We start from the raw sequence: 23,091 nt of genomic DNA, 5'->3' as shown, positions 1-23,091 counted from the left end.
CGCGCAATGGGGTGATTCATTGAAGGGGAAAACGGGTGAGTACAGGTGTTTTCAGGGGAGTACTGGTGTGGGGTTGTTGTCTAGGTAGCACTGGCGTCGCCATGGCGCAGACGGAGCTGGCGCCGGTAAAGGTCACCGCTAACAAGATTGAGCAGGCGCAGGAGGAGGTGCCCGCGAGCCTCACGGTGATCACTGGCGAAGACTTGCGCAAGGGCGGCATCGATGACCTTGAGCAGCTTGCCCGCACCACGCCGGGCTTCACGTTCCAGCCGTTCGGCCAGTCGGGCACCAACCTGCCGGTAGTGCGCGGCCTGAGTTCTGGCGCCACTGCATTTTCATCCTCGATGCTGATGTTGGTGGACGGCGTGCCAACCCTGATGGGGCAGGGGTTCGACCACAACCTGCTGGGTGTGGAGCGCATCGAAATCCTGCGTGGCCCGCAGTCGACCCTCTACGGGCGCAATGCCGAAGCCGGCGTGCTGAGCATCCACACCCGTCAGCCTGGCGACACGCCCTACGCCCGCATCGAAGCTGGCACCGGCAGTCGCGACCTGCGTACCTTGAGCGCCGACGCCAGCACCGCCCTGGTGCCTGGCACCTTATATGCCAGTGTGTCCGGACAGTGGCGTGAGCAGGACGGCTTTATCGACAATGCCTATCGAGGCGGCCAGGCCGATGACCGTGAGCGCCAAAGCGCGCGCATGGTGCTGCGTTGGACGCCGTCGCTGGCCACCGACGTCAACCTGCGCTACAGCCGCCAGGACTACCGCGACGGCGGCTCGCAGTGGGGCGCCGCCGCCTCAACGCGGCGCGAAGTGCGTTCCGGCACGCCGAGCTGGAACCATTCCAGCGGCCGCAGCCTGTCGCTGGATGTCCTGCACGAGTTCGACTCCGGCCTGAAGCTGCGCTCTATCACTGCCCGCAACGATTTCTATGATCGCCTGCAGCAAGACACAGATTTTCTGCCGGCCGATCAACTGCACCTGAGTCGCGACTATCACTTCAACACCCTGTCCCAGGAATTTCGCCTTGAAGGTCAGTGGCGCGACAACCAGTGGCTGCTCGGCGCCTATGCCGACCGCGACGACCACGACCTGTCCTACCAACAAAAACTACCCCTGCGCCTGACCCAGATCGACAGCCAACTGGGCGGCAACACCACCGCTTTGTTCGGCCAATGGTTGATGCCGTTGGCTGATCGCTGGACCCTCACCCTCGGCGCACGTGCCGAGCAAGACAAAGTCCACATCGACCCTGCCGTCGGTAGCCGCCAAAGCGCCAGTTGGCAGCGCTTCACCCCCAAGGCCGCGCTGCAATACGAATGGCAACCCGATGCCTATGTCTACGCCAGCTACGCCGAGGGGTTCCGCGCCGGTGGCTTCAACGCCTTCTCGAGTGCTGCCAACTACCCCGGCTACGACCCGGAAAAAGTCAAAACCTATGAACTCGGCGCCAAAGGCTGGCTGGCCGACAAACGCTTGCGCTACTCCGCGGCGCTGTACTGGATGGATGTGCGCGACATGCAGGTCCAGCAGATTATCCAGCCGGGTGTGGTGTACATCACCAACGCCGCTACGGCGCGCTCCACCGGGCTTGAGCTGGAAGCTGAATACCTGGTCGCCGACGACTGGCGCGTGGTCAGTTCCGTAGGCCTGAACCGCACGCGATTCGAGCAGTTCAGCGAAGGCAGCAACGATTACAAAGGCAATCGCAACCCCTACGCTCCGGACCTTACCGGCCACGTCAGCCTGCGCTACGACGCTCCTGCCGGCTGGTACGCCCAGGGCGGCGTCAGCGCAGTCGGCAAGACCTACCTCGACGCGGCCAACCAGTACAGCCGTGGCGGCTACGGCCTGATCGACTTGAATGCCGGCTACGACTTCAGTCACTACGGCATCAGTGCCTACGTGAAAAACGCTGCCGACAAGCGCTACGACACCGTCGGCTACCTAAATGGCACCACCCGCGTGTACAGCCCGGGCCGTGAAGTCGGCCTTCGGGTCAGCTATGAACTGTGAGCGATAAACCTATGAGCCTGTCTACTCCCCATGCCCTGCAACCCTATTGGGACCTGACCCTGGCAGCCGTGCGCGCCGACGCCCTGCGCATTGCGCTCGAATGGAAGCTCTTCGACCTGTTGCAAGTGCCGGCCTCGGCCGATTTGATCGCCCGCCGACTGGAACTCGACGCTGCCAACACCGGCTTCTGGCTCGAAGCGCTGTGGAGTATGGACCTGCTGGCGCGTGATGAACGCCAGCCCGCGCATTATCGAAACACCCCGGTTGCCAGCGATTACTTGCGTAGCAACGTGGCGGATTATTGCGGTGACGCCTGGACCTTTCGCCTGCGCGGCATGCGTCGTTTTGGCAGCCAATTGGGCGAGCAGGTACGCGCCGGCCAGCCCGACAGTCAACCCGCCGACATGACCACCACCATCGACAACTGGACCGCCGCCGCTCGCTTGCAAATCGCCCAGGAGCAACGCGCGGTCACCGTCGACGTGGCGTTGCGCCTGATGGCCCGGGTGCCCGAATTCACCCAGGCCCGGCGCTTGCTTGACCTTGGCGGCGGTCCCGGTCTGGTGGCGATTGCCCTGCTGCGCGACAACCCGCTGTTGACGGGCAACGTGTTCGACTTTGAAAAAACCGTCGCGGTGGCGGCGGACAACATCCAGCGCGCCGGCCTGGAGCAACGCCTGGGCGTGCTCGGCGGCAACCTCGCCACTGACGCGATTGGCGAAGGCTACGACGTGATTTGGTGCTCCTCGGTGCTGCATTTCGTTCCGGACCTGCCCGCCGCGCTTGCCAAGATCCACGCCGCCCTGCGTCCCGGCGGCGTATTGATCAGCGCCCACGCCGAGATTCCCGCCGACCCTGAGCACGCGCGACGTGTCATGCCCTATTACCTGTCGATGCAGATGCTCGGTCGCCATGTCAGCGAATCGGGTGGGTTGAGTGAGGCCTTGCATCGCGCAGGCTTCGTCAACATCGATAGCTACCCGGACGTGGCCTTCGCTGTGGCGCCGGTCTCGGTGCTGGTCGCCCGTCGGAGCGCCTCATGATCCCGCCGGTGTGGCGCCTGCAATTGCTGTTTGGCTGGCTCGGTTTTGTGCTGGTGGTGCCAAGCATCTACCTGCTGCTCGGGCTGCCGTTGGTGATGCGCGAGCACGGGTGGTCCGGCACCGATATCGGCCTGTTCCAACTCGCCGGTTTGCCGGCGGTGTTCAAGTTTTTACTGGCGTTGCCCGTGCAGCGTTATCGCTTTCAGCGCGGGCATTACCGTCATTGGGCGATGGTGTTGTGCCTGCTGCTGGCGGTGTTGCTGGTGGTGGCGAGTCAGCAGTCGATCAGTGGCAATCCGCTGTACCTGTTCGGCTTGGCCTTCGTGGCCTCGGTGCTGGCGACCTGGGCCGATATCCCGGTCAACGCGCTGGCAATCAAGCTGCTGCCGCAATCCGAACAAGTGCGCGCCGGCAGCATCCGCTCGGTGGCGCTGTTTCTCGGTGCAATCGTCGGCGCCGGCGTGATGTTGCTGGTGCAAAACCGCTGGGGCTGGCAAGCGCCGTTCCTGCTGATGGCCGGTGGCTTGGTGCTGGCTTTATTGCCCTTGGCGTGGCTGCGTGAAAGCAGTGCCAAGCACGCCAGCCCAACGCCGATCAACCCGGCGTTCGCCGACTGGTCGGGCTACTTCCGGCAACCCGGTGCGCGCCTGTGGACTTGGGTGCTACTGACCAGCTTCCCGTTTGTCGGTGCGGCGTGGCTGTACCTCAAGCCGCTGCTGCTGGACCAGGGCATGGCCGCGCCAAAGGTTGCGCTGATTGCCGGTGTCGGTGGCGGTGTGGTGGGGGCCGTGGCCAGCCTGCTCGGCGGTCGGGTAATCCAGCGTATCGGGCTGGGACGGGCGATTCCGCTGTTTATGGTGTGGGCGTTGATTTCGTTATTGGCATTGACTGCCGCCGTGGGTCTGCACGCCGGGATGGTCTGGCTGGTGCTTGCCGCGTTGTTGCTGGCCACGGCGATGGGGGCGGTATCGACACTGGTGTTCGCCTTGATGATGTTTTTCTCCCGCGAGCATCGCCAGGCCGCCGACTATGGCTTGCAGGCCAGCCTGTTCGTGTTGACGCGAATGCTGGTGCCGATCGCTGCCGGCGTGTTGCTCGACCGTAGTGGGCACGTCGGCATGCTCGCGGGCCTGTCGCTGGCGATGGCGCTGGTGTGCAGCGTGGCGCTGCTGGCTCGGCGCTCGCTTGCGCTGGCCACCGGTGATCAACAGGGCCCGGTCATTTGATCCTCAGTCTGATTTGAATAGGGATAAGTTCATGAAGGCAACCTTAGGTATCTGTCTGATTACCCAGGCCCAGCCGCTGATTGAGGACGTGACGTTTGTCATCGAGCATTTGCAGGCCGGCTTGCAGCCGCTCCCGCGTGCCGCTGACTGGCCCGTCACCGGCGGCGATTGCGAAGAGATGCACCAGGCCCTGGGCCCACGGCCGCGCAGCGATGCAGTGCTGGAAACGCTGATGGTCCAGGCCCGGCGTTACCTGCAAGGCAGCCCGGCGCATGCGGCGGCGTTGCCCGAGATGTGGTTGATGAGCTTTACCTCGGTGCAGGCCGCCGAGGCGCGCTTGCGTCAACAGACCCCGCCGTTGTCCAACGAGTTGTTTATTCTCGACCTCGGCGAGAGGGCCGAAGCCGGAGCGGAGGATCCGTTCGACGCGCTGATCGCCGCAGCCCCCGAGGCGCGGCTGTCACCGCATTCGGCGCTGCTGTACTGCGCCTTGTCAGCATTGCCCGGCTGGATGAACCGCATCGGCGGTAACCGGCACTTGCGCGTGTTCAACGACGACCGCGCCGCGCGCCGTGCGGACCTGTTGCGGATCATCCTCGACCACCTCGAACATGCCCACTTCAACCGGCTGCTGGCGCGCTCCATCAGCGGCCCGCTGCTGTCGGTCAGCCTGGCCACCGAAGTCACGCGGTTTATGCGCAGCCGCTGGCAGGAGCGCTGGGACTTTCATGCCTACACCGGCTCCATGGTCGCCGGCCTGATCCAATCCATGCAGCAGAACGTCGCCGGCACCGGCGTGCGTTGCCTCAGCGGGTGCAACGAACACAGCCTAGCGGTGGGCGCCATGGCCGGCTGGCAACTGTTCGGCCGCGCCTATGTGATCACCGTGACGTCGGGCATGATCGATGAGTTTCGTGGAACCCTGGCCAACCTCAAGCGCATCGGTGCGCCGGGACTGATCATCTGCGCTGACAGCCCGGAAAACGTCTGGTATGCATTCCAGGGCACCCATGACAACGACAATGATGGGCGCCAGGTCATTGAGGCCAAAGGCCTGCGCCAAGTGTTTATCCGCAAGGTCGAGGAGATCGGCGCCTGTCTGGAGCAAGCCTTTGCCATGCTCGCCGAGCGCGCCGAACCGGTGTTCATCCTGGCTACCCAAGGCGTGCTCGAGTCGCGTCCGCAAGTGCCGCTGAATGTGGCATTGCCCGCCGCGCCGTCGATAGAGCATCCGCTGCTCAGCGGAACGCAGATCGACGCGCTGGACCAGGCGCTGGACCTGATCAACCGCCAGCCACTGCACCTGCTCTGGCAATGCGGCAAGCTCAGCGATCAGCAGCGCCAGCGCGTGCATGCATTGGCCGAGCGCGGCGCTATTGCGCTGTCTGACAGCATCACCCAGCCTGGCAGCGTTGGCCCGTATCACCAGGGTCGCGCCATGCCGAACTATCTCGGGCCGCTGTCGTTGTATGGCTTCAGTCGCCGGGTCTACCAGTTCGTGCACACCGGGCATGAGCTGAACGGGCCGCAAAGCCATTGCGTGTTTTTTCTCAAGGGCAAGGTCGATCAGGCCGCCACGCCGTTTTCCGAAGGCAAGCTCAAGCGCCAACTGCGGGTGGTGCAGGTCAACCATGAACCCCGGCATTTGTCGCCGTTCACCGACCTGGCGCTGGATGTGCCATTGGACGTGTTCCTCGATCACGTCGAGCGTGGCCTGCAGGTCGAGACAGCGGTGCTGGCCCTGCGCCGGGCCAAGCTGGCACTAGTGGCTGCGACCAGCGAAAGCGTGGCGGCAGACCATATCGAAACCCTGCCGATGACCGCCAACTACTTTTTCCGCCGCCTCGGCAACCTGGTGCGCGAGTTGATCGAGAGACATGACTATCGCTATACCGGCGTGTACGACGTGGGCCGCGGCGCCATTTCGGCACTGCGTAATGTGCCGCGCACCGGTCCGGGTTTTTCCGGCTGGTACGGGCGCGCATTGATGGGCGACGGGCTGATGGCCTTGCCCTATATCGCCATGACCGGCAGCGGCAACGTACTCGCGTTTGTTGGCGATGGCGCCCGTGCGCTGGTGCCGGATATAGAGGCGCGGTTGACGCAGGGCCTGATCGACGACCCCGACGCGCCGAAGCGCAACGTCACGCTGTTCTATCTCACCAACGGCGTGTTGTCGCTGATCCAGACCTACCTCGACAAACGCTACGCCCATAACGGCGCGCAACAGGTCGCCGTCAGCACCCCCGACGCAGCTGAGCAGCCCGTGCAGCGCCTCGGCGGCATCAGCCTGAACCGCGAGCGGCTGGTGAGCTTCGACGAAGCGCATCTGCGCAGCGCCCTGACCCAACCCGGACAATTGAATATTTTCGACGTATTGCTGGCCCACAACTCGGAAGGCGATGGCTTGAGCCTGGTCTCCGAAACCGCCTGGAACCGTCAGTGAGACCCCAAGGACACTCCCCCATGAAATTTGGCTTTATCGCTCACCCGACCTCTATCGCCCTGCAACGCCAAGTGAAGATCATCGACCTGCTGGACCGCACCCTCGCCGAGCAGGATCGTGGCTATCAGCCCGAGCTGTGGCAGCCGCGCAACCTGGTGCCATTCGCCGATTTCGGACGCATTGTCAGTGCCACCGGCGCCACCTGCGAAGGCATCCTGCATTACCTGCCGTTGACCGCCGAGCAAATGCTCAGCCAGCCGCGCAGCATTGCCGCGCGTGTGCTGGAAGGCGTGAACAGCCTCAAGGAGCAGGGCGCTCAACTGGTCGGCCTCGGCGGTTTTACCGCGATTGTCGGTAATCGCGGCGTGCAGACCCTGGACCGCAGCGGCGTGCCGGTGACCACTGGTAACTCCCTCACCGCCTACGCCGCGTACAAGAACGTGCTGGAGGCCATGCAACGCCTGGAAGTGGACCCGGCCGACAGCGAAGTCGCGGTGGTCGGCTACCCGGGTTCCATCGCGCTGGTCATCGCCAAGTTGCTCGCCCACCATGGTTGCCGCCTGCGTCTGGTGCATCGCGGCAGTGTCGAGCAGGGGCGTGAAAGCCTGGCCTATTTATCGCAGGACATGCACAGCCAGGTGCGCCTCACGGCTGATATCGACAGTTGCTACGACGAGGTGCGTTTCTACGTTGCCGCGACTTCCAGCGGTGGCGTGATCGACCCCTATCGCCTGGCCCCCGGTTCGGTGGTGATCGATGCCGCGTTGCCCCGCGATGTGCTGGCGTTCAACCACGACCGCAATGACATTCTGATCGTCGACGGCGGCTTGGTTTCGGCCAGCCAAGCCCTGCGGTTCGGCACCGAAAACCTCGGCCTGGCGCCAAAGAAATTCCTGAACGGCTGCCTCGCCGAAACCCTGGTGCTGGCGTTGGAAGGACGCGCCGAAGCGTTCTCCATCGGCCGGGAATTGCCCGAAGAAAAGGTCCTGGAAATCGGTCGCATCGCCGAGCTGCACGGCTTCTCGCCGTCGCCCATGGCCTCCTATGGTGAGCGCCTGCGTGACGATGATTTCCAGTCACTACAGCGTTTCCATCGGCGCAGCAGCGCCCGCCCGGAAGTGGCAGCGCCTGCCGAACTGCGCGCCGAAGCCCTGCGCTGTTTTGGCCAGCACATCAACCCGGTGCTGCGCGAGTTCTACCAGTTCAACCATATCGAACGCGTGTTCAGCCAGGGCAACGGTTGCTGGCTGACCGACCTCGATGGCGGCCGCTACCTGGATTTTGTCGCGGGTTATGGCTGCCTGAATACCGGGCATAACCACCCCAAGGTCAACCAGGCGTTGCAGGCGTTCCTGCACAACCAGCACCCGACTTTTGTGCAGTACGTGTCAGTGCCGCTGCACACCAGCTTGCTCGCCCAGCGCTTGAGCGAGCTGGCGCCGGGTAATCTGGAACGCGTGTTCTTCAGCAACTCCGGCACCGAAGCCATCGAGGCTGCCTTGAAACTGGCGATGGCTGCGATGCATCGCCCGCGCGTGCTGTATTGCGACAACGGCTACCACGGCAAGACCCTCGGCGCGCTGTCGGTGACCGGCCGTGACAAACACCGCGACCCGTTCAAGCCGCTGCTGTCACGCTGCGATTCGATTCCCTTCGGCGACCTGCACGCCCTTGAAACCGCGCTGCAACAAGGCGATGTAGGCGCGTTCATTCTTGAGCCGATCCAGGGTGAAGGCGGCGTGATCCTGCCGCCAGCAGGTTATCTGCAACAAGTGCGCGAACTGTGCACGAGGCATGACTGCGTGATGATCCTCGACGAAATCCAGACCGGCCTCGGCCGCACCGGCAAGCTGTTCGCCTGTGAATGGGAAGCGGTAGTCCCGGACATTCTGGTGCTGTCCAAATCCCTCTCCGGCGGCGCGGTGCCCATCGGCGCAACGCTGTCCAGCGCGGCACTATGGGACCGCGCCTACGGCAGCATCGACACCTTCGCGCTGCATACGTCCACCTTCGGCGGCGGCAATTTCGCCTCGGCCTCGGCGCTGGCGACGCTGGATGTGATTGCCAGTGAAGACTTGGCCGGCAATGCCGCATGGGTCGGCGCTCAACTCAAGGACGCCTTGAGTGAAGCCGTCAGCAACTACCCGTTTATCCGCGAAGTGCGTGGCCTGGGCCTGATGATCGCCATCGAGTTCGAGTACAGCTACCAGGGCGGCGTCGAGGCATTTGTGCGTGAATTCGCCAGCCGCATGCCGGGTAACGCGACGGGCACTTATCGCATGCTGTCGGGCAAGGCCAAGCGGCACATCGAAGAGGCGATCAGCGAGGTCGAGAAAAACTTCGAGGAAATGTTCGTGCTGCGCTTCGTCAGCAAATTATCCAGGGAGCATGGCGTGCTGACCTTTGTCACCGCCAACAACAACCGCGTCATGCGCATCCAACCGCCGCTGGTGCTCAGCGAGTCCGAGGCGCAGCACTTTGTGCAGGCGTTCAGCGCAGTGTGCAAAGACATGGCCACCTTCCTCACCTAACCCACCTGTTCCTGTAGTGAGCGGGCTCGTCGAATCGTCACACCGCCCAGCCACACCACATCTGAGTCCACATCCATCCCCCCTCCCAGGCGAAGGTTTTGAGTTTAATTAAACGCATACAAAAATATCCCTTATGCATATGAAACCCATGGCCTATTGAATTGATTAAACCAAGTGTTTACTTGAGAATAAGTTGCATTCAGAAACAGGTATTCGAGATGAAACTTCCTGCACTTGTAGAGCCACTTGCCCACCTCAGTAACGATGAAATAACCCGTTATAGCCGGCACTTGTTAATTCCTGACGTCGGCCTTGATGGCCAGCGCCGTTTAAAGACCAGCAAAGTATTGGTTATTGGCGCTGGCGGCTTGGGGTCGCCCGCCTTGTTGTATTTGGCGGCGGCCGGAATCGGCACCTTGGGCATTATCGATTTTGATGTGGTGGACGAATCCAACCTGCAACGCCAGGTGATCCACCGCGTCGCGACAGTCGGCCAATTGAAGGTCGACAGCGCCGCTGCGGCGATCCGCGATTTGAACCCCCATGTGCAGGTCAATCTCTACAGCCTGCGCCTGGAGCCGGAAACCGCCGTGCAACTGTTCAGTGAGTACGACCTGATCCTAGACGGCACCGACAACTTCGCTACCCGCTACCTGGTCAACGACGCCTGCGTGCTGGCCGGCAAGCCTTATGTGTGGGGCTCGATCTACCGTTTCGAAGGCCAGGCCTCGGTGTTCTGGGAAGACGCGCCCGGCGGAGTCGGGCTCAACTACCGCGACCTCTATCCCGAGCCGCCGCCGCCGGAATTGGCGCCGTCCTGCTCCGAAGGCGGGGTGCTGGGCATTCTCTGCGCCTCGATTGGCGCAATCATGGCCACCGAGGCGGTGAAGCTCATCACCGGCATCGGCGACAGCTTGCTGGGTCGCCTGATGGTGTACGACGCCCTGGAAATGTCCTACCGCCAAATGCCCCTGCGCCGCGCGCCCGGACGTCAGCCGATTACCGCCCTCAGCGATTACCAGGCGTTCTGCGGCCTGCTCGCGCCTACGGGCGTACAGGCTTCGGACATCCCGTCCATCAGCGCCCGCGAGCTGCAGGCCCTGCGCGAGCGACGTGAAGACCTGCTGCTGATCGATGTGCGTGAACAGACCGAATGGGACATCGTGCACATTGCCGGCGCGCAACATATCCCCAAAGGGCCGAACACCGCGCAACTGATCGAAACGCGCTTTGGCAAGCACGCCAACCTGGTGTTGCATTGCAAGTCCGGCATGCGTTCCAGGGCCGTGCTGCTGGAGTTGCAACAGCGCGGGTTCAGCAACGTGCGCAACCTTGACGGCGGCGTGCTGGCCTGGGTGCGTGACGTCGAGCCGACGTTGCCGAGCTACTGACCCAATGCTGAAAATTCGCGCCGGCCTGCTAGAGGCAATGCAGGAACAAGCGCACCGCGACCACCCGCTGGAAACCTGCGGCATCATTGCCGCCCCCGTGGGCGAGGCCACCGCCCAGCGACTGATCGCGATGGACAACGCGGCGCGCTCGCCGACCTTCTTCAGCTTTGCGCCCAAACAGCAATTAACGGTGTGGCGCGAGCTGGATGAACGGGACGAGGAGTGCCGGGTGATCTACCACTCCCACACTGCCAGCGTGGCTTATCCCAGCGCCGAAGATGTGGGTTATGCCAGTGATCCAGCGGTGCACTACGTGATTGTTTCAACGTTGCCGGAAGTTGAAGTAGCAGTGCGCAGTTTTCGTATCGTCAAGGGCAAAGTGACGGAAGAAGTTATCCGCATCGTTAATTAACACGTTATTCAATTATTCATAGATGGGCCAAATTAGGCTCAGGGAGTTCTGCATGTCGATTTCCGTGATGGTGCCAACTTTATTGCGCACTTTTACCCACGATCAGAAGCGCATTGAAGTGCAAGGCAATACAGTTCTGGACGTTATCGAACAGATGGAACGCGACTATCCAGGCGTCAAGGAACGCCTGATTGGCGACGGCAAAGTGCATCGCTTCGTGAACATCTACGTCAACGATGACGACATCCGTTTCGCCGACAACCTGGGCACCGCGCTCAAGGCCGGTGACGCCATCACCATCCTGCCGGCAGTCGCGGGCGGCTGATTGCTTGCCGCGTTTCGGGCTGGCGCGGCGTACCTCACTCGAGGTCGCGCGTGCAGCGGTCAATCACCTTACTGGCGAATGTCGAATGTCTTCTCTTTTACACGGCTGTAGCCTCTCTGGCTCCTTTGCCACTGCACCGGCCGGGCTGGCGTCGATAGCTGCGTCATTGCGCTACCAAGCGACGGCGCTCGGCCTGGCTGCGCACGACAGCGGTGACGTCGATGCACTGAGCATCCGCCTGCTGCATCCCGATCTCAAACCGCTGCAAGGCCAGATTCATGGCTGGGCCGACGGCACTCACAGCGGCGCCACCGAACACACCGTACAAGCGGCCTGCGGCCTGATGTCGGTGCACGGCCGGGCCAGCGGCAAGGCGCAGGGACTGGGCGTGGATTACGTCTCCACACTGGGCGCCAGCCTCGCGCTGCAAGGCGTGATGGCTGCTGCAGTCGGTCAACTGCGGGGCGGCGATTTCAGCCGTGTGCGCACTTCCATGGTTGGTGCTGGCGTGTTGAGCATCGCCCAATACCTGGCCGGTGCCACGGCGAGCGACGAAGCTGAGCGCCTGTTGCCGGGTGCAACCTGCGCGAAGAACCGGCCGCCGTTCATGTCGGCGGATGGCGTGTGTTTCGAACTGGAAACCCTCGACGCCGAACCGTGGCGGCGCTTCTGGGCACAGGTCGGTATCGACGGGGAACAGGCCGGGCAGGGCTGGAAGGCCTTTCTGTTGCGGTATGCCAAGGCGGTGGCGCCGATGCCGCCGGTGTTCCGCCAGGCCATGGCGCGTCTGTCGATGGCGCGTATCACTGCACTGTGCGCCTTGAGCGGCATGGCGGTGTGCCCGTTGCGCAGCCTGGCCGAACGGCGTGCCGATGGGGACCTTCAGGCACCGTGGAGTTTTGCCGTTGGCGCCGCCAGTGGTCAGCCATTGTCCGCGTTGGACGGTTCGGCGTTGCCCTTGGGCGGGTTGACCGTGATCGAATCCTGCCGCCGCATCCAGGGCCCGTTGGCCGGGCATTTGCTGGCGCTGCTCGGTGCCGAGGTGATCCGCGTCGAGCTGCCGGGCGGCGATCCGCTGCGTGGCATGCCGCCCTGTGTTGACGGCGTGTCGGTGCGCTTCGACGCGTTGAACCGGCACAAGCAGGTCCGTGAGTTGGATATCAAGTCCCAGGCGGGCCGCGAGGAACTCTACGAACGCGTGCGTGACGCAGATGTGTTCCTGCACAACTGGGCGCCGGGAAAAGCGGCGGAACTCGGTTTGGACAGCGCCGACCTGGCGCGCATCAACCCGGCGCTGGTGTATGCCTACGCCGGTGGCTGGGGCCACGACCGGCCCGGCGAACCGTTGCCTGGCACCGACTTCATGGTGCAGGCCTGGTCCGGCGTCGGCGAACAGATCGGCCAAGCCTCGAACACGCCCGGCGGTTCGTTGTTCACCGTGCTCGATGTGCTGGGCGGCGTGGTCGCGGCCCAAGGCGTGAGTGCGGCGCTGCTGCATCGCACCCTCAGCGGCCTGGGCGCGCGGGTCGATAGTTCGCTGCTCGGCGCGGCCAACCTGTTGACGGTGCAGGACGTGCAACCGACCAGCCTGCTCAAAGGCGTGTACCTAACGCAAAGCGGCCTGCTGGCCATCGACTGCCAAACCACCGCGCAACTTGCACAGCTGGAAATCCTCCTCGGCAGCGACCTGCACAGCGCCCCTGAAACACGTGACGCAGTGATTCGCAGCGCCCTGGCGTCGCAACCCGCGGCTACCTGGCAACAGGTGCTGGGCGACGCCGACATCCCGGCCGCGGTGGCCGTAGAAGACCTGTCAGCCCTGGCTCAAGACAGGCGATTGAAGACGTGTTTAAGCGTGAATGCCTATACCTCGGTCAACGCTCACTGGAGTTTTCGATGAATAACGCAGGCATTATCGATCTGGTTCCCGCCGCTGTGCGCAGTGTGTGGGAACAGGACGGCACCTATCCCAACCGTTCGGTTTACCAACTGTTTCGCGAGCACGCCGAACGTGCGCCGCACAAACCGGCGGTGCTTGAACCCGACAGCCGCATTACCTACGGCGAGCTGCATGATGCGGCGCTGCGCATGGCTGCCAGTTTGCGCAGCGCAGGCATCGTTGCCGGCGACGTAGTAGCGTATCAGTTGACCAACAGCTGGCGCAGTTGCGCCATCGATCTGGCAGCGGCGGCACTTGGTGCAGTAGTCGCGCCGTTTCCACCGGGGCGCGGCAGCCTGGATATCCAATCGCTGGTGCGCCGCTGCGATGCGCGCGCGGTGATCGTGCCGGCGCAGTACGCCGGGATCGATTTGTGCCAGGTCATCGAGGGCCTGCGCCCGACGCTGTTGTCGCTGCGCGTGCTGATCGTCGAAGGCGAGGCGCGCCAGGGCTGGCTGAGCCTTGCGCAGATGTTCCAGGCCGAGCCCTTGAGCGAGGCGCAATTGCCCACGGTTTGCCCGAATTCTCCGGTGCGGTTGCTGGTGTCCTCCGGCACCGAATCGGAGCCTAAATTGGTCGCGTATTCGCACAACGCCCTGGTCGGCGGGCGCGGGCGCTTTCTGCAACGCATTCACCCCGAGGGCGGTACGTTCTGCGGGCTGTACCTGGTGCCGCTGGGCTCGTCGTTTGGCTCCACCGCGACGTTTGGCAGCCTGTCGTGGCTCGGCGGTTCGATAGCGGTGTTGCCGCAGTTCGATGTCGGCGCGGCGATTGAAGCCATCGCGCAATTATGTCCGACCCACATCCTCGGTGTGCCCACCATGTTGCAACGCATCGCTGCCGATGCGCGCCTGGCCCAGGTGGATAAATCCAGCTTGCTCGGTTTGATCTGCGGCGGTTCGCTGATCGATGAAGCAACCGTGCGCCGATGTGTCGATGCGTTCGGCTGCGGCTTTATCAGCCTCTATGGCTCGGCCGATGGGGTGAACTGTCACAACACCCTCGACGATGCCCTAGACGTGGTGTTCTACAGCGTCGGCCGGCCAAACCCTGCGGTGTGTGCGATCAAGATCTTTGACGAAGCCGGCGTGGAATTGCCCCAGGGCAGCATCGGCGAAATCAAGGCGCGTGGTCCGTTAAGCCCGATGCAATACGTGAACGCGCCGGAGCTCGACGCGCAATACCGGGATGCCGAAGGCTGGGTCAACACTGGAGACCTCGGTTACATCGACAACGATGGCTACCTGATTCTGGCCGGGCGCAAGAAAGACATCATCATTCGTGGCGGCGCAAACATCAGCCCGGTGCAGATCGAAACCCTCGCGACCAGTCACCCGGATGTGGTCAGCGTCGCCTGCGTCGCCGTGCCCGACCCGGACCTCGGCCAGCGCGTCTGCATCTGCGTGACCCTGCGCGACGGCGCGCCGCGTTTCTCTCTCAGCGAACTGACCGACTACCTGCGCGAGCAAGGGCTGGAGGTCAACAAACTGCCGGAATACCTGCGCTTCTATCGCCAGTTGCCGCTGACGCCGGCGGGCAAGATCGACAAAAAATCCCTGGCCGCCGAAGTGGCGTTCCTGGAAAACGGGGCGGGCATCGCATGCTGATGGCCGAGCGGGTTCGACGCTTTGTCAACGAGCGCATCATTCCTCTGGAAGCCGAACTGGCAGCCAACCCTCAACTCATCGCCGAGTTGAGCCAGCAGGCACGGGCCGAAGGCTTGTGGGGCAGTTTTTATCCCCAGGCGCGTGGCAGCCTGCGCGAATACCTGGCGATTGCCGAGCAGGAGGGACGTTCGGAATACGCGCCGGCGATTTTCGGCGACGACGCCACGCTGGATTTGCACATGCTCAGCCGACATGCCAGTGAAGCCGTGCGCCAGCGTTTTCTGGAACCATTGGCGAGCGGGTCGATAGTGTCCAGCTACGGCATGTCCGAGCCGGACAGCATTGGCTCGATCCCGGCGACCATCACCAGCCATGCAGAGTTGATCGACGGCCAGTGGCGCTTGAATGGGCGCAAGTGGTTTATCTGCCGCGCCGAACGTGCGGCGCTGGTCACGGTGGTTGCGCGCACGGCGGACGGCTTGTCGATGTTTCTCGTGCCGACGGATGCTCCGGGGTTTCGCGTGGTACGGCCGTTGTCGATCCTTGGTCGCTTCAGCGGGCAAGGCGAGTTGGCCTTCGAAGATGTCACTGTCGCGCCGAGCCATGTGCTTGGCCAACCGGGGCAAGGGCTGGCGCTGATGCAGGAGCGCCTGGGACTCGGGCGCATCCTGCGTTCGGTGCATTGGCTGGGCCTGGCCCAGCGCTGTTTCGACCTGATGTGCGCGCGCATTCACTCGGGGCGTGGGCAGCAGGCGCGCCTGGCTGACAAACAATTGGTGCGCCTGCGGGTATTCAACGTGTACCAGGCCATCGCCAGCGCCCGTGCGTTGTTGCAGGATGCGGCGGCCAAGCGTGATGCGGGTGTGGACAACAGTGTTGAAGTGAATATCGCCAAAGTCGCCGCCTCCCAGGCGCTCAGCGTGGCGGCAGACTCGGCGATCCAGATCATGGGGGCCGAAGGCTTGAGCGAATGGTCGCCGCTGCCGGGGATCTACAGCACCGCGCGCACCACCCATATTCTCGATGGTACCGACGATGCCTTGATCAGTGCAGTGGGTCGCCAGTTGCTGGACAACTGCGGCGAGGGCGGGCTGGACTTTGATCGACCGTCCGGACGGTCGAGGGCGCGGGGATGACGAATACCCCAGGGTTGCGTGTAGTACTCACCAGCGCCATGGCCCTGCCGATGCTGATCTTCTACGCAGTCGGCACGCTCGGCCCGCTGATGGTCGCCGACCTCGGCGTGCCCACTCCGTGGCTTGGTTGGTTGATCACCAGCACCTTCGGGTTTGCCGCGTTGCTGTCGTTATGGGCCGGACCGCTGGTCAATTGGCTTGGCAGTCGGCGCGCGCTGGCGCTGTTGTTCTGGAGTACGGTCGGTTCCTACAGCTTGCTCGCTGTACTGCCGGGGTTCGGTGGTGTGGTGCTGGCGTTGGCGGTGTGCGGCATCGCCCAAGCGCTGGCCAACCCGGTGACCAACCTGCTGATCGCCGAGCGGGTTGAGCCCCGGTTCAAGGCGGCGGTGGTGGGCTTGAAGCAGTCCGGGGTGCAGGTATCGGCTTTGTTTGCCGGCGCGCTGTTGCCGACCTTGGCGGCGAACCTCGGCTGGCGTGGAGCGCTGGCGTGTCTGCTAGTGCCTGCGGTGTTGCTGGCGGTGCTTGGGCCACGTGTGGCGCCGGGTCGGCATGCAGCTAAACCGATGCGCTTCAACGTGGTGCGGCCCTGTGGACGGCTGGGCTTGTTAATGAGTATCCAGCTGTGCGTGGGCATTGTGTTGTCGTCCTTTGTGACTTTTCTCGGGGTGTTTGCCGCAGGGCAGGGCATGTCGACCACCGCGATTGGCGGTTTGGTCGCGGGCTTTGGTGTGATGGGGATTGTCGCGCGGACCGTGCTCACCCCACTGGGGGCGCGCATGGCCGATGAGTCCTGGCTGTTGCTGGCGCTTTTGCTGCTGGCGAGCCTGGCCTTGTGGTTGACGTCGCAGGCCACGGCAGATAGTCACTGGCTGTTGTGGGCCGGTGCGCTGGGCATGGGTTTGACGGCAGTTGCGACCAATGCCATCGCCATGAGCATGGTGCTGCGCGACCCCGGCTTTGGCGCGCCGGCGCCGTCGGCAGGTTTGCTGTCGGCGGGTTTTTTCGCAGGGTTTGCGCTGGGGCCGCCGTTGTTCGGGCTGGGTTTTGTCCGGGCCTGGTCGATGCCCATCGGCGTGGTGCTATTGGCGTGTGTGCTGTGCCTGGTGTTGACGCGGCTGCGCCAGCGTTTTGCGGCGGGCTTGCAGGGGGGCAAATGAGCGCGATCGTGGTGTTGGACCGGCCCCTCACTGGCGCCGAGACACAGCGGGCCATCGAGGCCATCCTGTCTCGGCTGGAACAGATCGATGCTGTCTGCGGCAAGGGCTTCCCGCTGTATTACGACGGTGCCTGGAAGGTCTCGGCGGGTGGCTCGTGGCTGGGCGGTTTCTGGGCCGGCCTGTGGTGGCTGCGTGCCGTCCACTCCGGGCGGCCGACGGACCGGCAGCAGGCACTACGCATCGCAGAACGCTTGCGGGACAAACTCGACTGCGACAGCCATCATCGCAGCCTGATCTTCTGGTACGGCGCAGGCCTGGGGGCGCAGTTGTTGGCTGATCCCCAAGCTGCAGCGTTGGCGTCTGCGGCCACGCAACGGCTTGCCCATGCGTTTGATCCGGTCCTCTGTTGCATTCCCTTGGGCCGCGAATTGGGCGGCGGCGCGCAGGGTGATCAGCGCCTGAGCATCGACCCGTTGGCGGCGACCCTGAACCTGTTCGCCCTGAGCGCCGACCCTGGCCTGCTGAACCTCGGGCGCCAGCATCTGCACGTCTCGTTTCGTGCCTGTGCCGGCATAGGTGGCGCTTGGAGCAGTCACGCACAGTCTGTGCAGGGGCAGTGGCAGCCCGGCGACCGTCCTGGCAACTGGTCGCGCGGGCAGGCTTGGGCCATGCTCGGCCTGGGCATCGGCGCACGCCTATACGGCGTGCCATTCAGGGATGACGCCCAGCGGGCTACCCAGTATTGGTTGCGCAGCCGGCCAATGGAGGCGCCGCTCAATCGGCTTGATCACACCGACGGGCCGAACGACCCCTGCGCCGCTGCCATGGTTTCGCTGGCCCTGCAAGCACAGGCACGGGACTACACAGATGGGGAGGTTCTGCTACAGGAGGCAGGTCGGCTGCTCGCGCCCATCGTGCGTGGCAGCGACTTTGACGACGGCCGTTTCATCGGGCATTGCTATCGCACCTCGCCGGCGCTGGAGCAGAAAGTCGAATCGGTCTGTGGCAGCTTTTTCCTGTTAGCGGCGTTGATGTCGTTGGCCGCAGAGATCGATCCGCGCCACATTTGAGAATGGCTTAGTGCGCTGATACTGCTGATATAAACGGGAAACCCCATTAGGCTTTTGAATCCATCCGATATCGGGATTTGGGGATCAACGGAGCAGAAAGTGCACTTAAGCTCTACCAGCGTCGCTCAGTACCATAGCCTCCGCACCTATAGGTTTCCTGATCAGCCCGCTACTTCAGCCAGTCGCAGGCCATGAGCCTTCGTGCCTGCACTTTGAGGGCAAACCACTCGTGCAGGAGTCAGATCATGGCAAAGAACTGCGTGCAGTTTCAGCCGGGGCTGTCGCTGCAGGCCTTCCTAGCTGGCTATGGCAGCGAAGGACAATGCGAGCACGCCCTGGAAGCGGCCCGCTGGCCCGACGGCTTCGTCTGTCCGCGCTATGCGGGCCAGCGCAGCAGCAAGTTCCACCGTCACATGCAGGCACTACTGGCAGTGCTCGGACTCTCGCCACCAGAGCAGTCTACGCTCGGGAACGGTGTTCGAGCACAACCAATTGCCGCTGACGACCTGGCTATTGGCAATGTATCTGGCGAGCCAGAGCAAGACGAATCTATCGGCGCTGGAATTGATGAGTCACATCCGTTCAATAATGTTGCGCTGCCGGTACTTGGCCGATCAAACAACCGGGCCAAGCCAGGCTTGGGTTTACGCGGTATAGCGCGCGGCGGGATCACCGGCTGTATTTGATAACGCTCTCAGAAGTGACGCAAATACTTGGCGTCATACCTTTTGTAATCCAGTAGCTGGGGTACGCGATCATCATTTAGCGTTTCGGCCCTTGTGCGATTGAGCAGACGACGTTGGCGTACTGCGCTGTCCAGGTTTCGACAAAAGATGAATCATTTTAATGAGGCTTCTCAGGGAAGAAAATCCGGTAGCTGTTATTTTTGCTCGGATGGGAATACAGCCGTCCTACTTAAAAGTACTACAGGAATGCTTTTATAAGAGCGTTTCAATACTTCAAATTTTTCAAGGTTGAAGGCCCGATATTGGCATGCGTCCTCCATGAACGTACTGCGGTCTTTAAATAGGTTTTTATTGATTTATCTTAGCTGTAGGTTTTACATGTTTTTGCGTAAGTGAGGGACAGCTCACGATGGCGTTTAACCGGATAGAAGGCTGGGTTGATGCTTTGTATCAGGCAGATATCATCAGCCTTGAAACTTTCGACGCGCTGGATACTGCGGGCTATCTGGTGCGTCATAAAACGATTAAAAAATCGAGACCGGCCGGTGAGTGTGTGTGACTGTATCTCGGTCCTTTACCCGCGCGATGAGTTGTTAAATGCCTGGTCCTGGAATTGGGTATTGGACGCCAATATGCTGCTATGCGTCGGCTGTGGTGTCGGGCAGGGGGAGCGGAACGCCGATCAACCATTCCTCCATGTTGATGGCTGTCGCCTGGCCAGCGGCTTCGCCAAACACCCTTGGATTGAATTGCGCGCCCTGCTGACCGACCTGCCACCGGTGCAGGCACTAGCGCAGTGTCATCCCTGAGCGGGATCACCCTGCCGGAATTGATCGGCACCAAGCTGGCCAATCACCTGGCACGTCTCGGCCGTGCTGAGGATCCGCGCATCCTGGAGCGGGCCCTGGCATGAGCGGAGGGCTTTGACGAAGGCGTAGAAGCGGCACGCGCGCTGACCCGAGCCACCGTCGAGGCCCGCTGTTCATAGCGGTTGACGTTGACGACCTGTGATTCCCACCCCTTCAACCCCTCGATTCGTCCGAGTGAGAGAATTCATCAAACCCCCGCAAGATGGGTGCCAGCACGATCCGGCCCACGACATGAAGGCCTGGGCTTCGGTATGATGGCAGCCAGTTTTTCCTCTACCATCTTCTCCTTCAATGCCACTAACACGAACGTGACCATGCGCCAAATTTGCTGCGATTGTTCGTTGAGTTCTTTCTCAATTAATTCTCGCGCTTCAAGCGGCGACAAGGGGGTACAAGGCGCAAGGACCTTACTCATGTTGCGAGTAAGTTTGAGGAGCTGATGCTTTTCCAAGCGCTTCCAGAGGTTTGCAAATGCACGCTGTTGCGTTGCGTTGCGTTGCGTTGCGTTCCGTTCGCGATCGCGTTTGCCAGCCCTTCGGTGGCGTTTCCTGGCATCTGAACGCGACCTGGCGCTGAGAACATTTGATGCTTGTCGATGTCGTGTCGCGGATGCTCGGCGAGCGGATCAATGTCCACGGTCACTTCGCGCGTTGCCGTACCCTGCGGAGCTGTGCCGAGACGCATGGAAAAGGCTAAGACGGAGAAAAGCGCCACGCGCCCATATATTTGGCCGTCAGATCCATCAATACCGACCGTCACTCGATGCCCAAATCCCACCAAATTGGCGCAGCGCCTCCGAAGGGCTCAAGCGCAGTCGCCAATGCCATGCGTGCCTCGATCAATTCATCGCATCTTCAGACTGCTGTTCACAGCCACCAAGCGTCGCGACCTTGGCTATGGCCTGCGTGTAGCTAATGAAGTTAGACAGAACTCCTGATCGTGCAACCTCTGGGAATTCCTGGGCGAAGAATGTTTGCGTTATGTATGCGATGGCGCCCAAACCACATGCGCCACCGAAAGCACGCTTATGGTGGATAGAGCCTATGATGTACTGCCGCGCGAGCGGCTTCGACAAGGAAGTCCACTCGTGTCCGCTGGCTTCCATCGCCTCGATGAAGTGCTTTGCCGACTGGTGGTCTGGAAAACTCAGTTGCAGTGCTTCGCCCTCGTTGGCAGAAGGGCGTGAAATGACCCAAGGCTTCGTGAACCTGATTCCCTTCGCGGAAATGGATACGGTCTCGCCTGTCAGCGTGTCTTTGGCAAAGGCTTTTTTGGGTTGCTTGGAATGGTCTGGGATAACGCCAAGATGCGCTTTGAGAAAGTCGAGTTGTCCGGCAATCTCGTTGACGAGGCCCGAGTAGCTGTTGTCGTGCTTGGGACAATAGATGCCTGAATTGACCCGTCGACCTCCAAGAGCTGCTGGGAAGACGTGCTCTCCAGAACCTGCGGACGGTCCGCATACGATGCAAAAATGCCCTCCATATTAGGAGGGCATTTTTTTTGAGGCGGGTTGCATCAATCCTGTCACCCCGCGTCTATGTCATGTACGCAAGGTTCGGGATTGATGGGAGGCGTTAGAGCTTTTTCGCCATGTCACGCAGCATGAACTTTTGGATCTTGCCTGTCGAAGTCTTCGGCAATTGTGTGAAAACCACGGTGCGCGGCACTTTGAAGCCCGCCAGGTGTTCGCGACAGAAGCTGATGATATCGGCTTCGCGAATGTTCTGGTGGTCAGCCTTGAGGGTGACGAAGGCGCACGGCGTCTCGCCCCATTTTTCATCGGGGCGGGCGACCACGGCAGCTTCCAGGATTGCCGGGTGCCGGTACAGCACACCTTCAAGTTCGATGGTGGAGATGTTCTCGCCGCCGGAGATGATGATGTCCTTGAGCCGGTCGCGGATTTCAACATAGCCGTCGGGATGGGTCACCGCCAGGTCGCCGGTGTGGAACCAGCCGCCTTCGAACGCTTCGGCGGTCGCCGTAGGGTTCTTCAGATAGCCCTTCATCACGGTATTGCCCCGCATGAAAATCTCACCGATGGTGTGGCCATCATGGGGGGTGGGTTCGAGGGTTTTCGGGTCGGCGACCATCACCCCTTCCAGGGTCGGGTAGCGCACACCCTGGCGAGCCTTGATCTGCGCACGTTCGTCGAGGGGCAGCTCATCCCATTTCGAGTGCCAGGCGCACAGCGTCACCGGGCCATACACTTCGGTCAGGCCGTAGACGTGGATCACCTTGATGCCCATTTCTTCCACGGCGCCGATGACCTTGGCGGGCGGTGCAGCACCGGCGACCATCGCGTTCACTGGGTGGTCGATGGTGGCCTTGGCGGAGTCGGGCATGTTCACCAGGGCGTTGAGCACAATCGGCGCACCACACAAGTGAGTGACCTGATGCTCGCGGATCAGGTTGAGGATTTTCTGCGGGTCGACGCGACGCAGGAATACGTGGACCCCGGCCAATGCCGTGATGATCCACGGGTAGCACCAGCCGTTGCAGTGGAACATCGGCAGTGTCCACAGGTACACCGGGTGGTTGCCGATTGCCCAGATCATTTGGTTGCCCAGGGAGTTCAGGTAAGCCCCGCGATGGTGGTAGACCACGCCCTTGGGGTTGCCAGTGGTGCCTGAGGTGTAGTTCAGCGAGATGGCTTGCCATTCGTCGTCAGGCCACTGCCAGGCGAAATCCGGATCGCCCTCGGCGAGAAACGCCTCATAGTCCAGGTCGCTGACCGGTTGGCCTTCACCGTATTCCGGGTCGTCGACGTCGATGACCAGAGGCGGATGGTCAAGCATGCCGATGGCGGCATGCACCACATCGTGGAATTCGCGGTCGGCGATCAGTACCTTGGCTTCGCCATGAGCGAGCATGAAGGCGATGGCTTCGGCATCCAGGCGCACGTTGAGTGCATTGAGTACCGCGCCAATCATCGGCACGCCAAAATGCGCTTCCAGCATGGCAGGGATGTTGGGCAGCATGACGGCTACGGTGTCGTTTTTGCCGATCCCGCGACCGGCCAGGGCCGATGCCAGGCGCCGGCAACGGCTGTAGGTTTGTGCCCAGGTGGCGCGTATCGATCCGTGGATCACGGCAGGGTAATCGGGATAGACGCTGGCAGTGCGTTCGATGAAGCTTAAAGGTGAAAGGGCAATGTGATTAACGTTGGTCGGCTCGAGGCCTTGGTCAAAAATGGACATGGTACGGATACCCGATGGCTGATTATTAGCTCTATTGT

General features: G+C 62.2%; 17 protein-coding genes and 1 pseudogene. 15 read left to right on the top strand and 3 right to left on the bottom strand.

Annotation, left to right across the window (positions count from 1 at the left end; all coding sequences use genetic code 11):
• The first annotated feature begins 101 nt into the window (after positions 1-101).
• The 15 genes and pseudogenes from ACLH0J_RS24620 (at position 102) to ACLH0J_RS24550 (ending at position 19,546) form a co-directional block, all read left to right on the top strand.
• Positions 102-2,018 carry a TonB-dependent receptor gene (locus tag ACLH0J_RS24620; RefSeq protein WP_411389446.1) on the top strand — a complete coding sequence of 639 codons (1,917 nt, stop codon included), beginning with the start codon at positions 102-104 and terminating at the stop codon, positions 2,016-2,018.
• Positions 2,019-2,029: 11 nt separating this feature from the next.
• Entirely contained in the window at positions 2,030-3,061 is a 1,032-nt protein-coding gene (locus ACLH0J_RS24615; protein ID WP_411389445.1) for a methyltransferase, read from the top strand.
• Positions 3,058-4,287, top strand: coding sequence for an MFS transporter (locus tag ACLH0J_RS24610; RefSeq protein WP_411389444.1), 1,230 nt, complete (start codon positions 3,058-3,060; stop codon positions 4,285-4,287). Before ACLH0J_RS24615 ends, ACLH0J_RS24610 begins: the two co-directional genes overlap by 4 nt.
• Positions 4,288-4,318: 31 nt before the next feature.
• The gene (locus ACLH0J_RS24605) at positions 4,319-6,733 is read left to right on the top strand and encodes a decarboxylase (protein WP_411389443.1); all 2,415 of its coding nucleotides are present in this window, start codon (positions 4,319-4,321) and stop codon (positions 6,731-6,733) included.
• Positions 6,734-6,753: 20 nt separating this feature from the next.
• Positions 6,754-9,264 (top strand): aminotransferase class III-fold pyridoxal phosphate-dependent enzyme, encoded by a 2,511-nt coding sequence (locus ACLH0J_RS24600; RefSeq protein ID WP_411389442.1) that lies wholly within the window; start codon positions 6,754-6,756, stop codon positions 9,262-9,264.
• Positions 9,265-9,482: 218 nt separating this feature from the next.
• On the top strand, positions 9,483-10,655 hold the full coding sequence (gene moeB / locus ACLH0J_RS24595; RefSeq protein ID WP_411389441.1) for a molybdopterin-synthase adenylyltransferase MoeB: 1,173 nt from the start codon (positions 9,483-9,485) through the stop codon (positions 10,653-10,655).
• A 4-nt stretch (positions 10,656-10,659) separates the two neighbouring features.
• The gene (locus ACLH0J_RS24590; RefSeq protein WP_411389440.1) at positions 10,660-11,067 is read left to right on the top strand and encodes a Mov34/MPN/PAD-1 family protein; all 408 of its coding nucleotides are present in this window, start codon (positions 10,660-10,662) and stop codon (positions 11,065-11,067) included.
• 52 nt (positions 11,068-11,119) lie between these two features.
• Positions 11,120-11,392, top strand: coding sequence for a MoaD family protein (locus ACLH0J_RS24585; RefSeq protein ID WP_411389439.1), 273 nt, complete (start codon positions 11,120-11,122; stop codon positions 11,390-11,392).
• An 85-nt stretch (positions 11,393-11,477) separates the two neighbouring features.
• A complete protein-coding gene (locus tag ACLH0J_RS24580) occupies positions 11,478-13,292 on the top strand; it encodes a CoA transferase (RefSeq protein ID WP_411389438.1) in 1,815 nt (604 codons plus the stop codon).
• Positions 13,289-14,938 carry a class I adenylate-forming enzyme family protein gene (locus ACLH0J_RS24575; protein ID WP_411389437.1) on the top strand — a complete coding sequence of 550 codons (1,650 nt, stop codon included), beginning with the start codon at positions 13,289-13,291 and terminating at the stop codon, positions 14,936-14,938. The genes ACLH0J_RS24580 and ACLH0J_RS24575 overlap by 4 nt, the downstream gene beginning before the upstream one ends.
• Positions 14,938-16,074 carry an acyl-CoA dehydrogenase family protein gene (locus ACLH0J_RS24570; RefSeq protein WP_411392886.1) on the top strand — a complete coding sequence of 379 codons (1,137 nt, stop codon included), beginning with the start codon at positions 14,938-14,940 and terminating at the stop codon, positions 16,072-16,074. Before ACLH0J_RS24575 ends, ACLH0J_RS24570 begins: the two co-directional genes overlap by 1 nt.
• Complete coding sequence (locus ACLH0J_RS24565) at positions 16,071-17,231, top strand: MFS transporter (protein ID WP_411389436.1); 1,161 nt, start codon at positions 16,071-16,073, stop codon at positions 17,229-17,231. Before ACLH0J_RS24570 ends, ACLH0J_RS24565 begins: the two co-directional genes overlap by 4 nt.
• Positions 17,228-18,301, top strand: a complete 1,074-nt coding sequence (locus ACLH0J_RS24560; protein WP_411389435.1) for a glucuronyl hydrolase — start codon at positions 17,228-17,230, stop codon at positions 18,299-18,301. Before ACLH0J_RS24565 ends, ACLH0J_RS24560 begins: the two co-directional genes overlap by 4 nt.
• Before the next feature lie 245 nt (positions 18,302-18,546).
• Positions 18,547-18,880 (top strand): annotated as a pseudogene (locus tag ACLH0J_RS24555) (transposase); the annotation flags it as partial.
• A 516-nt stretch (positions 18,881-19,396) separates the two neighbouring features.
• A complete protein-coding gene (locus ACLH0J_RS24550) occupies positions 19,397-19,546 on the top strand; it encodes a hypothetical protein (RefSeq protein WP_411389434.1) in 150 nt (49 codons plus the stop codon).
• A gap of 721 nt (positions 19,547-20,267) precedes the next feature.
• Here ACLH0J_RS24550 and ACLH0J_RS24545 read toward each other — a convergent pair.
• The 3 genes from ACLH0J_RS24545 to ACLH0J_RS24535 all read right to left on the bottom strand — a co-directional run bounded on the left by ACLH0J_RS24545 (position 20,268) and on the right by ACLH0J_RS24535 (position 23,053).
• On the bottom strand, positions 20,268-20,615 hold the full coding sequence (locus tag ACLH0J_RS24545; RefSeq protein WP_411389433.1) for a hypothetical protein: 348 nt from the start codon (positions 20,613-20,615) through the stop codon (positions 20,268-20,270).
• A 79-nt stretch (positions 20,616-20,694) separates the two neighbouring features.
• Positions 20,695-20,931, bottom strand: coding sequence for a hypothetical protein (locus ACLH0J_RS24540; protein WP_411389432.1), 237 nt, complete (start codon positions 20,929-20,931; stop codon positions 20,695-20,697).
• 499 nt (positions 20,932-21,430) lie between these two features.
• Positions 21,431-23,053, bottom strand: a complete 1,623-nt coding sequence (locus ACLH0J_RS24535; protein WP_411389431.1) for an acyl-CoA synthetase — start codon at positions 23,051-23,053, stop codon at positions 21,431-21,433.
• Positions 23,054-23,091 lie beyond the last annotated feature (38 nt).

The organism is Pseudomonas sp. MPB23, assembly GCF_046605395.1.
GTDB lineage: Bacteria > Pseudomonadota > Gammaproteobacteria > Pseudomonadales > Pseudomonadaceae > Aquipseudomonas.
The sequence above is the reverse complement of the archived record's forward strand: the minus strand, read 5'-3'. Positions and strand labels throughout refer to the sequence as shown.

Excerpts from the sequence above, each read along its gene's own strand:
- ACLH0J_RS24570 (WP_411392886.1), top strand. The coding sequence starts at position 14,938 with ATGGCCGAGCGGGTTCGACGCTTTGTCAACGAGCGCATCATTCCTCTG.
- ACLH0J_RS24575 (WP_411389437.1), top strand. The coding sequence starts at position 13,289 with ATGAATAACGCAGGCATTATCGATCTGGTTCCCGCCGCTGTGCGCAGT.
- ACLH0J_RS24565 (WP_411389436.1), top strand. The coding sequence starts at position 16,071 with ATGACGAATACCCCAGGGTTGCGTGTAGTACTCACCAGCGCCATGGCC.
- ACLH0J_RS24535 (WP_411389431.1), bottom strand. The coding sequence starts at position 23,053 with ATGTCCATTTTTGACCAAGGCCTCGAGCCGACCAACGTTAATCACATT.
- ACLH0J_RS24620 (WP_411389446.1), top strand. The coding sequence starts at position 102 with ATGGCGCAGACGGAGCTGGCGCCGGTAAAGGTCACCGCTAACAAGATT.
- ACLH0J_RS24600 (WP_411389442.1), top strand. The coding sequence starts at position 6,754 with ATGAAATTTGGCTTTATCGCTCACCCGACCTCTATCGCCCTGCAACGC.
- ACLH0J_RS24550 (WP_411389434.1), top strand. The coding sequence starts at position 19,397 with ATGGCGTTTAACCGGATAGAAGGCTGGGTTGATGCTTTGTATCAGGCA.
- ACLH0J_RS24585 (WP_411389439.1), top strand. The coding sequence starts at position 11,120 with ATGTCGATTTCCGTGATGGTGCCAACTTTATTGCGCACTTTTACCCAC.
- ACLH0J_RS24610 (WP_411389444.1), top strand. The coding sequence starts at position 3,058 with ATGATCCCGCCGGTGTGGCGCCTGCAATTGCTGTTTGGCTGGCTCGGT.
- ACLH0J_RS24560 (WP_411389435.1), top strand. The coding sequence starts at position 17,228 with ATGAGCGCGATCGTGGTGTTGGACCGGCCCCTCACTGGCGCCGAGACA.
- ACLH0J_RS24590 (WP_411389440.1), top strand. The coding sequence starts at position 10,660 with ATGCTGAAAATTCGCGCCGGCCTGCTAGAGGCAATGCAGGAACAAGCG.
- ACLH0J_RS24580 (WP_411389438.1), top strand. The coding sequence starts at position 11,478 with ATGTCTTCTCTTTTACACGGCTGTAGCCTCTCTGGCTCCTTTGCCACT.
- ACLH0J_RS24605 (WP_411389443.1), top strand. The coding sequence starts at position 4,319 with ATGAAGGCAACCTTAGGTATCTGTCTGATTACCCAGGCCCAGCCGCTG.
- ACLH0J_RS24615 (WP_411389445.1), top strand. The coding sequence starts at position 2,030 with ATGAGCCTGTCTACTCCCCATGCCCTGCAACCCTATTGGGACCTGACC.
- moeB (WP_411389441.1), top strand. The coding sequence starts at position 9,483 with ATGAAACTTCCTGCACTTGTAGAGCCACTTGCCCACCTCAGTAACGAT.